Genomic DNA, 13,138 nt, shown 5'->3' on the forward strand with positions numbered 1-13,138 from the left:
GTTGCTTTGAACATTCGGAATGGTGAGGCGCGGCATGCGTATTTCTGGGGCGCATGTGAACCGGGGGGCTTGAGCACACATGCAGCCGCCCCCCGTCGATCACGGCCCCCGAGTGCGGCCTCACCGACTAATCGGCTACTGGGGGTAGCAACTACATGACGAAGAAGACGCGCATCCGTGTCGCGCGCATCGCGGCCGGCGCAGTGATCGCGGCCGGCGCCTCGCTGACCGCCGCGGGCGCCGCCTCGGCGCTCGAGATCGGCGTCAGCGCGGACTCCAGCGGTGTCGGCCTGGGTGTGAGCCTCGGCGACGACGACGAGCCCACGGACCCGCCCACCATCCCGACGGACCCGAACGACCCGACGGACGGGCCCACGGTTCCCACGGACCCGACGGACGACCCGACCGTTCCGACGGACCCGACGGACGAGCCCACGGTTCCCACGGACCCGACGGACGACCCGACCGTCCCGACGGACCCGACGGACGACCCCACGGACCCGACCGACCCGGGCACCACCGACCCGACGAACCCGACCGACCCGGGTAACGGCGGCGACAACGGCAACGGTGGCGACAACGGCAACGGCAACGGCAACGGCAACGGCGGCGGCAACGGTGGTGGCGGCGACAACACCTCCCCCGACGGCGGCGGCAACGACAACGTCACCCAGGACCAGGGCTCCTCGGCCCTGACCGACACCGGCGAGCAGGCTCCGGCCTCCTCCAACAACGCCGCTCAGGGTGACGGCAAGGAGCTCGCCGAGACCGGTGCCGCGGAGACCACGTTCCTGCTGGTCGGCGCCGCGACGATGATCGCCGGCGGCATCGGCTTCCGCTTCCTGCCCCGTCTGATGAACGGCCGCGGCGGCGCTGCTGCCTGACGGTAGCCGTCCGCGTACGCACCGCGCACGCAGACGAAGGGGCCCGGAGCTTCACCGCTCCGGGCCCCTTCCGCGTCTTCCGTGTCGTGGCCCGCGTGGCCGCCTCCTGGGGGCGCCGAGGGCCGCTACCGGCGGGTCAGGCGGCCTGCTGGGCCAGCAGGGCCACCGCCGCGACCAGCACCGCCAGCAGAGCGATCAGCGCCGTGGGGTTCAGTCCCGCGAAGAAGTTGTTCTCCTGCTGCAACCGCTCGCGGTTGGCCCGGCACACCGGGCACCTGCCCTCACTCACGGGCGCAGCGCAGTTCGCGCACACCAACCGGTCGTACGTCATGCGCTCACCCTCCTTGCCACGGCTCTGTCCGGAACAACGCCCGCGACGGTACGAACGTTCCCCTTCCACTGTGCCAGGTTCCGTGGGGCCCTGCGCGCCCTCCCGTGGGGACAAAACGCGCAACCCATACGCAACCCCGACCGGTGACTGCGGTCGGCTCCCCGGTTCGCGTATGGTCACGCACATCTACCCCCGGCGACCCGTGGTGCATCCGTGATCCGATTCGACAACGTCTCCAAGGTCTACCCCAAACAGAGCCACCCAGCCCTCAGGGATGTCTCCCTGGAGGTCGAGAAGGGCGAGTTCGTCTTCCTCGTGGGATCCTCCGGCTCGGGAAAGTCCACCTTCCTGCGGCTGATCCTCCGCGAGGAGCGGTGCAGCCACGGCCAGGTGCACGTGCTGGGCAAGGACCTCGCCCGCCTGTCCAACTGGAAGGTGCCGCAGATGCGGCGCCAGCTGGGGACGGTCTTCCAGGACTTCCGCCTGCTGCCGAACAAGACGGTCGGCGAGAACGTGGCCTTCGCCCAGGAGGTCATCGGCAAGTCCCGCGGTGAGATCCGCAAGTCCGTGCCGCAGGTCCTCGACCTCGTCGGACTCGGCGGCAAGGAGGACCGCAGGCCCGGCGAGCTGTCCGGCGGTGAGCAGCAGCGCGTCGCCATCGCGCGCGCCTTCGTCAACCGGCCCAAGCTGCTGATCGCCGACGAGCCCACGGGCAACCTCGACCCGCAGACCTCCGTCGGCATCATGAAGCTGCTCGACCGGATCAACCGGACGGGCACCACCGTGGTGATGGCCACGCACGACCAGAACATCGTGGACCAGATGCGCAAGCGCGTCATCGAGCTGGAGAAGGGCCGCCTCGTCCGGGACCAGGCACGCGGTGTCTACGGCTACCAGCACTGACGAGCCACTGACGACGAGGAACGAAAGGCTTAACGAGACGCCATGCGCGCCCAGTTCGTAGTCTCGGAGATCGGTGTCGGTCTTCGCCGCAATCTGACGATGACCTTCGCGGTGATCGTCTCGGTCGCCCTGTCCCTGGCCCTGTTCGGCGGTTCGCTGCTGATGAGCGACCAGGTCACCACCATGAAGGGCTACTGGTACGACAAGGTCAACGTCTCGGTATTCCTCTGCAACAAGAGCGACGCCGAGTCCGACCCCAACTGCGCCAAGGGCGCGGTGACCGAGGACCAGAAGAAGCAGATCATGTCCGACCTCGACGAGATGACCGTCGTCGAGAAGGTGACGTACGAGTCGCAGGACGAGGCGTACAAGCACTACAAGGAGCAGTTCGGCGACTCGCCGCTGGCCAGCTCCCTCACGCCGGACCAGATGCAGGAGTCGTACCGGATCAAGCTGAAGGACCCGGAGAAGTACCAGGTCATCGCCACCGCCTTCGACGGGCGCGAGGGCGTGCAGTCCGTGCAGGACCAGAAGGGCATCCTGGACAACCTCTTCGGTCTCCTCAACGGCATGAACTGGGCCGCCCGCGCGGTGATGGCCCTCATGCTCGTCGTCGCCCTGATGCTGATCGTCAACACCGTGCGCGTCTCGGCGTTCAGCCGGCGCCGCGAGACCGGCATCATGCGCCTCGTGGGTGCGTCGGGCTTCTACATCCAGGCGCCGTTCATCATGGAGGCGGCGGTCGCCGGGCTCATCGGCGGTGGTGTCGCCTGCGGATTCCTGGTGATCGCCAGGTACTTCATCATCGACCACGGACTGGCCCTGTCCGAGAAGCTGAACCTGATCAACTTCATCGGCTGGGACGCCGTCCTGACCAAGCTGCCGCTGATCCTGGCCACCAGTCTGCTGATGCCCGCGTTGGCCGCGTTCTTCGCGTTGCGCAAGTACCTGAAGGTGTGACACATACCAAGGGGGTCGCACGGTCAAGCGACCGTGCGGCCCCTTCGCGTTGTCCTAGACTCACCGGCATGTCAGGTCGTGACCTGTTCTGTCAGCCCCGCCGCGCACGCCACGGGGCCGCCCTGACCTTGGTGTTCGCGAGCGTGCTCGTCGCGGGCGCCGCTACCGGATCGCTGCCCGGCGCGGACCGCAAGTCCGAGCCCGGCGCGGCCCGTTCGGCCGCCCCGGCCGGTCAGCAGGCCCGGCACGACGACGTCGCCCGCGCGGCGGCCGAGGCCATGGCCGACGGCAAGTCCCCCGTGGAGGCCGCCGAACGCGCGGTCAGCCGCAGCGGGGACCGCTGGGGCGCCATCTACTCCCAGGGCGAGTACGAGGAGTTGGAGGACGCCCTCGACGGCCGGTACACCGGCGTCGGGCTCTCCGCGCGCCGCGAGCGGGACGGCCGCATCGAGGTGACCGGGGTGCGCTCCGGCTCGCCCGCCGCCGACGCCGGGATCCGCGAGGGCGACCGCCTGCGCAGCGTCGACGGCGAGCGGGTCGACGGGCGGCCGGTCACCGAGGTCGTCTCCATACTGCGCGGCGACGCCGAGGCCGAGCCCGCCGGCACCGCCGTCCGGCTCGGCCTGGAGCGCGGCACGCGCGCGTGGACCGAGACCGTACGACGCGCCCGGCTGTCCACGGACCCCGTGACCGTCCGCACGCTCGCCGACGGCCTCACCGTCCTCAAGGTCACCTCCTTCACCAAGGGCGTCGGCGAGCAGGTGCGCGAGGCCGCGGCACGGGTGCCGTCCGGCGCCGGTCTCGTCCTCGACCTGCGCGGCAACTCCGGCGGACTGGTCGCCGAGGCCGTCACCGCCGCGTCGGCCTTCCTCGACGGCGGCCTGGTCGCCACGTACGACGTCGAGGGCGAGCAGCGGGCCCTGCACGCCGAAGCCGGCGGCGACACCACCAGACCCCTGGTCGCGCTCGTCGACGGCGGCACGATGAGCGCGGCCGAGCTCCTCACCGGGGCCCTCCAGGACCGCGGCCGGGCGGTCGTCCTGGGCTCCCGCACCTTCGGCAAGGGCTCGGTGCAGATGCCGAGCCGGCTGCCCGGCGGCTCGGTGGCCGAGCTGACCGTCGGCCACTACCGCACCCCCTCGGGCCGCGGCGTCGACGGCACGGGCATCACGCCCGACCTGGAGGTCGACCCGGCCGGCCCGGCCGCCCTGGAGCGGGCCCGGACGGTGCTGAGCGGACTGGGACGCGAGGCGGACGACCCCGCGTAATCGGCTTTCCGCAGGACCCCTCCGTAGTGCCAAAATGGACCGCACTATGGCTAAGGAAAAAGGGCGCAAGCTGATCGCGCAGAACAAGAAGGCGCGGCACGACTACCAGATCCTCGACACCTACGAGGCCGGCCTCGTGCTGTCCGGTACCGAGGTGAAGTCGCTGCGCCAGGGGCGGGCCTCGCTGGTCGACGGCTTCGTGCAGCTGGACGGTCACGAAGCGTGGCTGCACAACGTGCACGTGCCGGAGTACAGCCAGGGCACCTGGACCAACCACAGCGCGCGCCGCAAGCGGAAGCTGCTGCTGCACCGCGTGGAGATCGACAAGCTGGAGTCGAAGTCCCAGGAGACCGGTCACACGATCGTGCCGCTGGCGCTGTACTTCAAGGACGGCCGGGCCAAGGTCGAGATCGCGCTGGCGCGCGGCAAGAAGGAGTACGACAAGCGGCAGACCCTGCGGGAGAAGCAGGACCGGCGCGAGGCGGAGCGGACGATCTCGGCGATCCGGCGCAAGCAGCGGGCCTGAGCCGCGGGAATAGGCTGGCACGTGCGTGCGTTGGTCACGTACGATGGCAAGCACACCTCACAGCAGGTGTGAGTGTGATTGAAAAATCAACATGGGGATGATCGGTTTCGACAGCGGCTGTCGAAGCAGGGGAAGCGTGTCGAGGAAGCGGCCATGATCTCGTAAACCACAGGCCGAAAAAAATAATCGCCAACACCAAGCGCGATTCCTCCCAGCAGGCCTTCGCCCTCGCTGCCTGATCTCAGGTAGCGAAGCGAGCCTCCTACTAAGGGAGTGTCAGCCCGGGGCTGTTCCCGACCCGGATCCTGGCATCAGCTAGGGGACTAAACCTTGATCCCGGTCACGGGGTGAAGAGGGAAACCAAACAGTGACTGAGCCCGTCGGAGACTTGTCCGCGTGATCTCCGGGGCTGAGAAAATCGAAGCGGACTGCACACGGAGAAGCCCTGGTTCCGCACCGTTGGACGCGGGTTCGATTCCCGCCATCTCCACGAGTTCGAGGGCGACGTGTGCTCGCGGTAAGCGCGAGCACACGTCGCCCTCGTCGTTTTTGCGCGGCTTCGCCGCGCCATGCGGGGGCTCCGCCACCCGCGCCCCCTCAGGGACGCTTGGCCGGCAGCAGGGTCAGGAGGAGGGCGATGGCCGCCGCCGTGACCGGTACGCCGTAGGCGGCGGTGGGGGAGACGTGCTCCACCGTCCAGCCGCCCGCCGCGCTGCCGCAGGCGATGCCGCCGAGCAGGCCGGTCACGGCGAGGGTCATGCCCTCGTTCAGTCGGCCCTCCGGGGTGCGGTGCTGGACCAGGGTCATCGTGGTCACCATCGTCGGGGCCGTCGCCATCCCGCCGACCAGCAGCGTCAGCGCCAGCAGGGGCAGGGAGCCGCTGAGGGAGGCCGCGAGCAGCGGCAGCATCAGCAGGGCCGTCATCGCGGCCACGCACCACGGCAGGCGGTGCTCGGCCGGTCCGGCGGGCTTGATCGCGCCGTAGAGCAGACCGGCCGCGCAGGACCCGGCCGCCTGGAGGGCGAGCACCGCACCGGCCGCCGCGCGGTGCCCCTGTGCGTCCGCGAAGGCGATGGTGACGACCTCCATGGCGCCGAACACCCCGCCCATCGCCAGGCACACCACCAGCAGCGGCGGGATGCCCGGGACCCGGAACGGTGCCTTCGCCGTCGGGCGCGGGCGGGCCGGCGGCTCGGTCGAACGCCGGGCGGTGAACAGCAGCATGCCGGTCACCAGCAGCACCACGCCCACGAGCGTGCCCGCCTCCGGGAACAGTGCGGTGCACAGGAACGCGGCGAGGACCGGACCGAGCATGAAGCACAGTTCGTCCGCGGCCTGTTCGAAGGAGTTGGCGGTGTGCAGCGCGTCCGCGTCGCCCTTGAGCAGGTGGGCCCAGCGGGCGCGGGCCATGCCGCCGGTGTTGGGCGTCGTCGCGGTGGCGGCGTACGCGGCGAACAGGGTCCAGGCGGGCGCCCCGTACCGCACGCACAGCAGCAGGGCGACGGAGCCCAGCGCGGCGAACAGGGTGGCGGGCAGGGCCACCCTGGCCTGGCCGTACCGGTCCACGAGCCGCGCGGTCCACGGGGCGACCAGGGCCGTGGCCGCCAGCCCCGTCGCGGTGACGGCGCCGGCGAGGGCGTACGAGCCACGGGTGCCGGCGATCATCACGACGGCGCTCACGCTGAACATGCCCATGGGCAGCCGGGCGACGAGGTTCCCGATCGTGAAGGCTCGGGCGCCGGGTGTGGAGAGGAGGCGCCGGTACGGCCCCGGTGGTCGGTGCCGGACACGGGGGCGGAAGTCGGCCGCGACCACGGTGTCGGCGGTGACGGCCAGGAAGGGGGCAGGAGGGGCGGGCTGCGTGGGGCGGGACGGGCGTGCGGGTGTCGGTGTCGGCATGCGTCCACCGTCGCCCGGAGACGATCAGGGGGTCCAACACCTTCTCCGTGGCCATTCACGCAACCCCGTTGTAAATTCGCCGGATGCCCGCACCCGCCCACCTCGACCCCCGTCTCCTGCGCGCCTTCGTCGCCGTCGCCGAGGAGCTGCACTTCACCCGCGCCGCCGCCCGGCTCTACGTCGCCCAGCAGGCGCTCAGCAGGGACGTGCGGCGCCTGGAGCGGGAGTTGGGCGCCGAACTGTTCGTCCGGACCACCCGGCAGGTGACGCCGACGGCGGACGGCGAGCGGCTGCTGCCGTACGCCCGCCGGGTCCTCCAGGCGCAGGACGACCTGCTCGCCGCCTTCGGACAGGCCCGCCCGCTGCTGGTGGACCTCAACTCCCCGGGGCTGGCCACCGGCCGTCTCGTTCTGGAACGGGCCCGCTCGCTCGCGCCCGAGCAGGAGCTGATGGCGCGGTACGAGAGCGGGCTGACCCACGCCGCCGGCGAACTGGTCGCGGGCCGTCTCGACGCCTCCTTCGGCCGGTTCGCGGGGCTGCCCGCGGCGCTGCGGGCGGGGCTCGGCCACCAGCCGGTGCGCTACGAGCCGATGGCGGTCGTGCTGCCCGAGGACCATCCGCTGGCCCGGCTGGACCGGGTGCCGCTCTCCGCGCTCGCCGGGGAGAGCGTGTACGCCGGGGCCGGCAACCCGCGCACACCGGAGTGGACGGACCTCGCACACCGCCTCTTCGAGGGACGCGGCATCCACGTGGCGTCCCCCGCGCCGCTGGCGGTCGGCGAGGAGGAGTTCCAGCGCATCATGGACAAGACGCGCAATCCGATCCTCGCCGTGCAGAGCTTTCCGGCCATGCATTCGACTGTGGTACGCCCGCTCGTGGACCCCGTGCCGTTGTCGCCGGTGTCGCTCGTCTGGCGAAAGGGGCTGGCGCATCCGGCGCTCGACGCGCTGCGCCGGGCAGCGTCCCAGGTCGCGACCGAAAAGGGTTGGCTCGGGGTCCCCGACGGGGGATGGATTCCGGCCGCCGACGCCGCTGTGATGTCCGCCCACAAGTGACACGCGGCAACCACACATCCTCCGCGTGCGCTACATTCTTTGCCTGAGCACGGTGTGATACAGGGGGCGCTCGAACCTGGTGGGGGCCGGTTCGGCCGACGAGTGCTCGGAGTCGTATGCGCACCCGGAAGTGTTCCGTGGGGGGAAGTGCGCACGCGTGAAGAATTGGCAAAAAGACGCCCAACCGGAGTGGCCCGAGGTCGAGTCCGGGGCTCGTGATCTCTCGGAAGCAGGACGACATGCTGACGCCACCGAGGTGCTGCCCTCGACCCGGGTCCTCCCGTCGGCCGGAGGGTCTCCGGTGAGCGCGAGGGAGCCCGGTGGGACGGACGGGTCCCCCGGATCCGCTTCGGACTCGGGGTGGTTCGGCGGCTCCGGCCGGAGCCCGCGCGGCCACGGCGGACCCGCCGCGGACCGTACGGAGATCCTCGGCGCCCGAATAGGCGGCCCGGGCCGCCGCGTTCCGGGCCAGGACCCGTCGGCCCCGGGCCGGATAACCTGGGGCACAACCGGACCGGCCGGGGCAGACCCCGACAACGCCGCGCCGGGCAACGCCCCGCACCACGCCGCCCCGCACCACCCCGCCGCCCACCACCCCGCCCCGAACGGCGCCGCTCCGAGGCCCGACCTGTTCGGCAAGGCCCCCCACGCCGCCCCGGCGCCCGGCACCGCCCGCGCCCGCGGCACCGGCACCGGCGGTCCGGACCCCGACCGGACGGACGTCCTCCCGTCGGCCGGTCCCACCCGCGCCTTCCCCGCACCCGCGTCGGCACCTCCGCCCGGACCCGCCACCGCCGCGCTCCGCGACCCCTGGCAGGAACTGCCGGACACGGACGGCGACGCGGGCACCGGCGCCGGCGGTCACACCCACGACCCGCACGAGGTCACGGTCCAGCTCGACGCCGTCCACCTCGGCGACGGCATGGTCCTGCGGGCCGACGGCGGACACCGCAAGAGCGGCCCGGAACCCTCTGAAGGACCCGTCTTCGTCGACGCGTCGGGCCGCCGCAGCCGCCTGTACCGCCGTATCGGCATCCTCGTCGGCATCGCCTGCGCGGTCTACGCCGTCGTCATCGTCTCCACGCTGCTCTCCGGCAACTCCGACGCGCCCTGGATGCCCGTACCGGGCCAGGAGGAGGGCGCCCCGGCCGGGCAGGTCGACACCACCCCGCTGCCCTCGCAGCCGGCGCGGCCCTCCGGCACCGGCGCCGCCGTCCCGCAGGTCAGTCCCTCCGCCGGCGCCGGCGCGGCGACCGCACCGGGGGCCGAGGCACCCGTACCCGGCACGTCCGGCGCGCCCGGCGTGACCGGCGGCACCGCGGGGCAGCCCGGCACGAGTGAAGGGCCCCAGACCTCGGCGTCCGGGACCGGCCGGAACCCGGGCGGTTCCGGCGAGACCGGCCCCGACCCGGCCCAGTCGACACAGACCTCGCAGCCCGCCACCACCGGACCGTCGACCCCGGCGGGCGGCGGCGACCCCACCGCCGGCCCGACCGAGTCCACCGGCTCCACCGCGGGCACCGACCCGGGCGAGGGCGGCACCAACGCCAACGGCGCGGGCGACCCGGACCCCGTCGCGGTCCCGGCCGGCGCACCCGTCGTCGCCGCCGGCCCGGCCGACACCTCCACGTCCCCCTCTTCCGAATCCCTGTCCCCGGAGAACACCCTCTGATGGCATCCCGCACCCGCCGTCACGGGGCCGCGCGCAGCGCCCGTGGGGGCTTCCGCCGTCGCCTGCCGTTGCGCCTGCTGCTTCCGCTGCTCCTCCTGGTCGCCCTGGTGGCGATGCTCATGCTGCGCGGCTACGTGCACAGCGAGATCCTGGCCGACCACCGCGTGCAGCCGCCCGCCGCCACCACCGACGTACCCGAGAAGATCCTCGAGGGCGGCCCGGTCATCGACGCGCGCGGCGGCCGCACCGAGAGCCTCAGCGTGCCCGACCACCGGCTCGTCCTCACCTTCGACGACGGCCCGGACCCGACCTGGACGCCGCGCGTCCTCGACGTGCTGAAGAAGCACGACGCGCACGCGGTCTTCTTCGTCACCGGCACCATGGCCTCCCGCTATCCCGACCTCGTCGAGCGCATGGTCGACGAGGGCCACGAGGTGGGCCTGCACACCTTCAACCACCCCGACCTCTCCTTCCAGTCCAAGAAGCGCATCGACTGGGAGCTGTCGCAGAACCAGCTGGCCATCACCGGCGCGGCCGGCGTGCGCACCTCGCTGTTCCGCCCGCCGTACTCCTCCTTCGCCGACGCCATGGACAACAAGTCCTGGCCGGTCACCGAGTACATCGGCAGCCGCGGCTACCTCGTCGTCGTCAACAACACCGACAGCGAGGACTGGAAGAAGCCCGGCGTCGACGAGATCATCCGCCGGGCCACCCCGAAGGGCGGCAAGGGCGCCATCGTCCTCATGCACGACTCCGGCGGCGACCGCCACCAGACCGTGCAGGCCCTGGACCGGTTCCTGCCCGACCTGAAGAAGAAGGGCTACGAGTTCGAGAACCTCACCGAGGCCCTGGACGCGCCCAGCGCCATGACCCCGGTGAGCGGCGCCGAACTGTGGAAGGGCAGGGCCTGGGTCTTCCTGGTCCAGGCGTCGGAGCATCTCACCGACGGCCTGGTGGTGGGTCTGGCGATCATCGGCACGCTGGTCATCGGACGCTTCGGCCTGATGCTGCTCCTGTCCGGCGTCCACGCCCGCCGGGTGCGCCGCAGACGCTTCCGCTGGGGCCCGGCGGTCACCGAACCGGTGACGGTGCTGGTCCCGGCGTACAACGAGGCCAAGTGCATCGAGAACACGGTGCGTTCCCTGGTGGCCAGCGACCACCCGGTCGAGGTCGTCGTCATCGACGACGGCTCCAGCGACGGCACCGCGCGCATCGTGGAGGGCCTCGGTCTGCCGGGCGTCCGGGTGATCCGCCAGCTCAACGCGGGCAAGCCGGCCGCGCTCAACCGGGGCCTGGCCAACGCCCGGTACGACATCGTCGTGATGATGGACGGCGACACCGTCTTCGAGCCCGCCACCGTCCGCGAACTCGTCCAGCCGTTCGGCGACCCGAAGGTGGGCGCCGTGGCGGGCAACGCGAAGGTCGGCAACAAGGACAGCCTCATCGGCGCCTGGCAGCACATCGAGTACGTGATGGGCTTCAACCTGGACCGCCGGATGTACGACGTCCTCGGCTGCATGCCGACCATCCCCGGCGCGGTCGGCGCCTTCCGCCGCTCCGCCCTGGAACCCATCGGCGGCATGAGCGACGACACGCTCGCCGAGGACACCGACGTCACCATGGCGCTGCACCGGGCCGGCTGGCGCGTCGTCTACGCCGAGAACGCCCGCGCCTGGACCGAGGCCCCGGAGTCCGTCAGCCAGCTGTGGTCCCAGCGCTACCGCTGGTCGTACGGCACCATGCAGGCCATCTGGAAGCACCGCCGCGCGGTGATCGAGAAGGGCCCCTCGGGCCGCTTCGGCCGCGTCGGCCTGCCCTTCGTCTCCCTGTTCATGGTCGTGGCGCCGCTGCTGGCCCCGCTGATCGACGTCTTCCTGCTCTACGGCCTCGTCTTCGGCCCGACCGACAAGACGATCGTGGCGTGGCTGGGCGTCCTCGCCATCCAGGCGGTGTGCGCGGCGTACGCCTTCCGGCTCGACCGGGAGAAGCTGACCCCGCTCATCTCGCTGCCCCTCCAGCAGATCCTGTACCGGCAGATCATGTACGTGGTGCTGCTCCAGTCCTGGATCACGGCGCTCACCGGCGGCCGGCTGCGCTGGCAGAAGCTGCGGCGCAGCGGCGGTGTGTCCGCGCCGCCGCCCGGCGCCGACGGCGTGCCGCCCCAGCGGCGCTCCGGTGCGGTGGACGGGAGGCGGCCGGTCGGATGACCACCCCGCCGTTCGACCCGACGCGGCCGGTCCCCGCCGTGCCCACGGCGCCTGCCGTACCTACGGCGCCCGCCGCGTCCACCGCGCCCGTCCCGGCCGCCTCCAGGCCGGCCGCCACCCGGAGAGCCCCGCACGTGACCGCACCGCCGTCTTCGCCCTATCCGCCTGCCTCGTCCCCGTATCCGTCCGCCGCACCCGCCCCGGCGGAGCCGGCCGAATCTGCCGGACCGGCCGAATCCGCCGGACCGGCCGTGCCCCGGCAGAAGGAGGCCCGGCGCGGTCCCGTCCGCGACCGGTACTTCGACCTGCTGCGGGCGGTCGCCCTCTTCCGCGTGGTCCTCTACCACCTGATGGGCTGGGCCTGGCTGCCGGTGGTGTTCCCGTCCATCGGCGTCATGTTCGCCCTCGCGGGCAACCTGATGGCACGCAGCCTCAAGCGCCCGGCCGTCCAGGTCGTCCGCGGCCGCATGCGCCGCCTGCTGCCGCCGCTGTGGCTGCTGGGCGTCGTGGGCGTGACCGGCATGGTGCTCCAGGGCTGGGGACCGAACGAGGACGGGCACCCGGGCTGGTGGTGGTTCCACCTCGTCTACTGGATCCTGCCGCTGAGCGACCCGCCGTTCGCCGAGAGCGTGCCGGGCATCCACGGCATCCTGGGCGAGGACTGGGCCGCGGAACTCGGCGGGCCGCTGTGGTACATCCGCGCCTACCTCTGGTACGTCCTGCTCTCCCCGGTCCTGCTGCGCGCGCTGCGGGCCCTGCCCTGGCTGACGATCCTCGCGCCGCTCGCCCTGTCGGCCGCCTTCCAGTTCGGCTACCTCAACCTGCCGGGCGAGCGCTTCCCGTCCGCGCTCACCGACTTCAGCACCTTCGGCGCCTGCTGGATCCTCGGCATGGCCCACCAGGAAGGCGTACTGAAACGGCTGCCGCGCTACGTCGTGCCCTCCGTGGCGCCGGTGATCGCCGCCCTGGGCCTCTGGTACGCCTTCCGGGAGGGCTTCAGGACCGGGTACGACCTGGACTCCATCCCCTTCGCGCAGGCCGTCTGGTCCTTCGCGACGGTGCTGCTGCTCCTGCACGTCAGCCCGTCGTGGACCGAGTGGCCGCGCCGGCTGCGCCGCTGGGACCGGCTGATCACCCTGCTCAACTCGCGCGCCGTGACGATCTACCTGTGGCACAACGTCTGCATCCTGATCGCGGCCACCCTGTGGGACCAGCTGTGGGGCTTCGACGTCCTGTACGAGAACGTCCCGTGGCTGCTGGAGAGCCCCTGGCCGGTGCTGGCCATGGCCTGGCTGCTCATCGGGAGCTGCATCGTCTGGTTCGGCTGGATGGAGGACGTGGCCGCCAAGCGCAGGCCCCAGCTGTGGCCGGACGGCGGCAAGCGCCCGGCACCGAAGCGGCCCGGGACCCGCGCGGCGCACCGGAGCTGACGT

The 13,138-nt window shown here is 71.9% G+C and carries 11 protein-coding genes and 1 other RNA gene; 10 read left to right on the top strand and 2 right to left on the bottom strand.

The features are described from left to right. The first annotated feature begins 155 nt into the window (after positions 1-155). Positions 156-884, top strand: coding sequence for an LPXTG cell wall anchor domain-containing protein (locus OHA99_RS22970; RefSeq protein WP_405697571.1), 729 nt, complete (start codon positions 156-158; stop codon positions 882-884). A 136-nt stretch (positions 885-1,020) separates the two neighbouring features. On the opposite strand, the gene OHA99_RS22975 is transcribed toward OHA99_RS22970, so the two are convergent. Continuing rightward, on the bottom strand, positions 1,021-1,215 hold the full coding sequence (locus OHA99_RS22975) for a hypothetical protein (RefSeq protein ID WP_153179602.1): 195 nt from the start codon (positions 1,213-1,215) through the stop codon (positions 1,021-1,023). A gap of 213 nt (positions 1,216-1,428) precedes the next feature. On the opposite strand from OHA99_RS22975, the gene ftsE reads away from it, so the two are divergent. The 5 genes from ftsE to ssrA all read left to right on the top strand — a co-directional run bounded on the left by ftsE (position 1,429) and on the right by ssrA (position 5,365). Then, entirely contained in the window at positions 1,429-2,118 is a 690-nt protein-coding gene (ftsE, locus tag OHA99_RS22980; protein ID WP_003975843.1) for a cell division ATP-binding protein FtsE, read from the top strand. Between the two features lie 42 nt (positions 2,119-2,160). Then, the gene (gene ftsX, locus OHA99_RS22985; RefSeq protein WP_007450177.1) at positions 2,161-3,078 is read left to right on the top strand and encodes a permease-like cell division protein FtsX; all 918 of its coding nucleotides are present in this window, start codon (positions 2,161-2,163) and stop codon (positions 3,076-3,078) included. Positions 3,079-3,146: 68 nt separating this feature from the next. Then, a complete protein-coding gene (locus OHA99_RS22990; RefSeq protein WP_381499625.1) occupies positions 3,147-4,346 on the top strand; it encodes a S41 family peptidase in 1,200 nt (399 codons plus the stop codon). Positions 4,347-4,392: 46 nt separating this feature from the next. Beyond that, the gene (gene smpB / locus OHA99_RS22995; RefSeq protein WP_007450171.1) at positions 4,393-4,872 is read left to right on the top strand and encodes an SsrA-binding protein SmpB; all 480 of its coding nucleotides are present in this window, start codon (positions 4,393-4,395) and stop codon (positions 4,870-4,872) included. A gap of 93 nt (positions 4,873-4,965) precedes the next feature. Continuing rightward, positions 4,966-5,365, top strand: a transfer-messenger RNA (tmRNA) gene (ssrA, locus tag OHA99_RS23000). Positions 5,366-5,469: 104 nt separating this feature from the next. Here ssrA and OHA99_RS23005 read toward each other — a convergent pair. Then, positions 5,470-6,771, bottom strand: coding sequence for an MFS transporter (locus OHA99_RS23005; RefSeq protein ID WP_405697576.1), 1,302 nt, complete (start codon positions 6,769-6,771; stop codon positions 5,470-5,472). Between the two features lie 83 nt (positions 6,772-6,854). Between OHA99_RS23005 and stgR the strand changes: the two genes are divergently transcribed. The 4 genes from stgR (at position 6,855) to OHA99_RS23025 (ending at position 13,135) form a co-directional block, all read left to right on the top strand. Further along, entirely contained in the window at positions 6,855-7,826 is a 972-nt protein-coding gene (gene stgR / locus OHA99_RS23010; RefSeq protein WP_366473010.1) for a LysR family transcriptional regulator StgR, read from the top strand. A gap of 301 nt (positions 7,827-8,127) precedes the next feature. Beyond that, complete coding sequence (locus OHA99_RS23015; RefSeq protein WP_405697579.1) at positions 8,128-9,498, top strand: hypothetical protein; 1,371 nt, start codon at positions 8,128-8,130, stop codon at positions 9,496-9,498. Next, complete coding sequence (locus OHA99_RS23020; protein WP_153179606.1) at positions 9,498-11,705, top strand: polysaccharide deacetylase family protein; 2,208 nt, start codon at positions 9,498-9,500, stop codon at positions 11,703-11,705. Before OHA99_RS23015 ends, OHA99_RS23020 begins: the two co-directional genes overlap by 1 nt. After that, positions 11,702-13,135: an acyltransferase gene (locus OHA99_RS23025; protein ID WP_228126205.1), complete on the top strand. Its 1,434-nt coding sequence runs from the start codon at positions 11,702-11,704 to the stop codon at positions 13,133-13,135. Before OHA99_RS23020 ends, OHA99_RS23025 begins: the two co-directional genes overlap by 4 nt. The last annotated feature ends 3 nt before the right edge of the window (positions 13,136-13,138 follow it).

Origin of the sequence: Streptomyces coelicoflavus (assembly GCF_045041415.1) — a bacterium.
Classification (GTDB): domain Bacteria; phylum Actinomycetota; class Actinomycetes; order Streptomycetales; family Streptomycetaceae; genus Streptomyces; species Streptomyces coelicoflavus.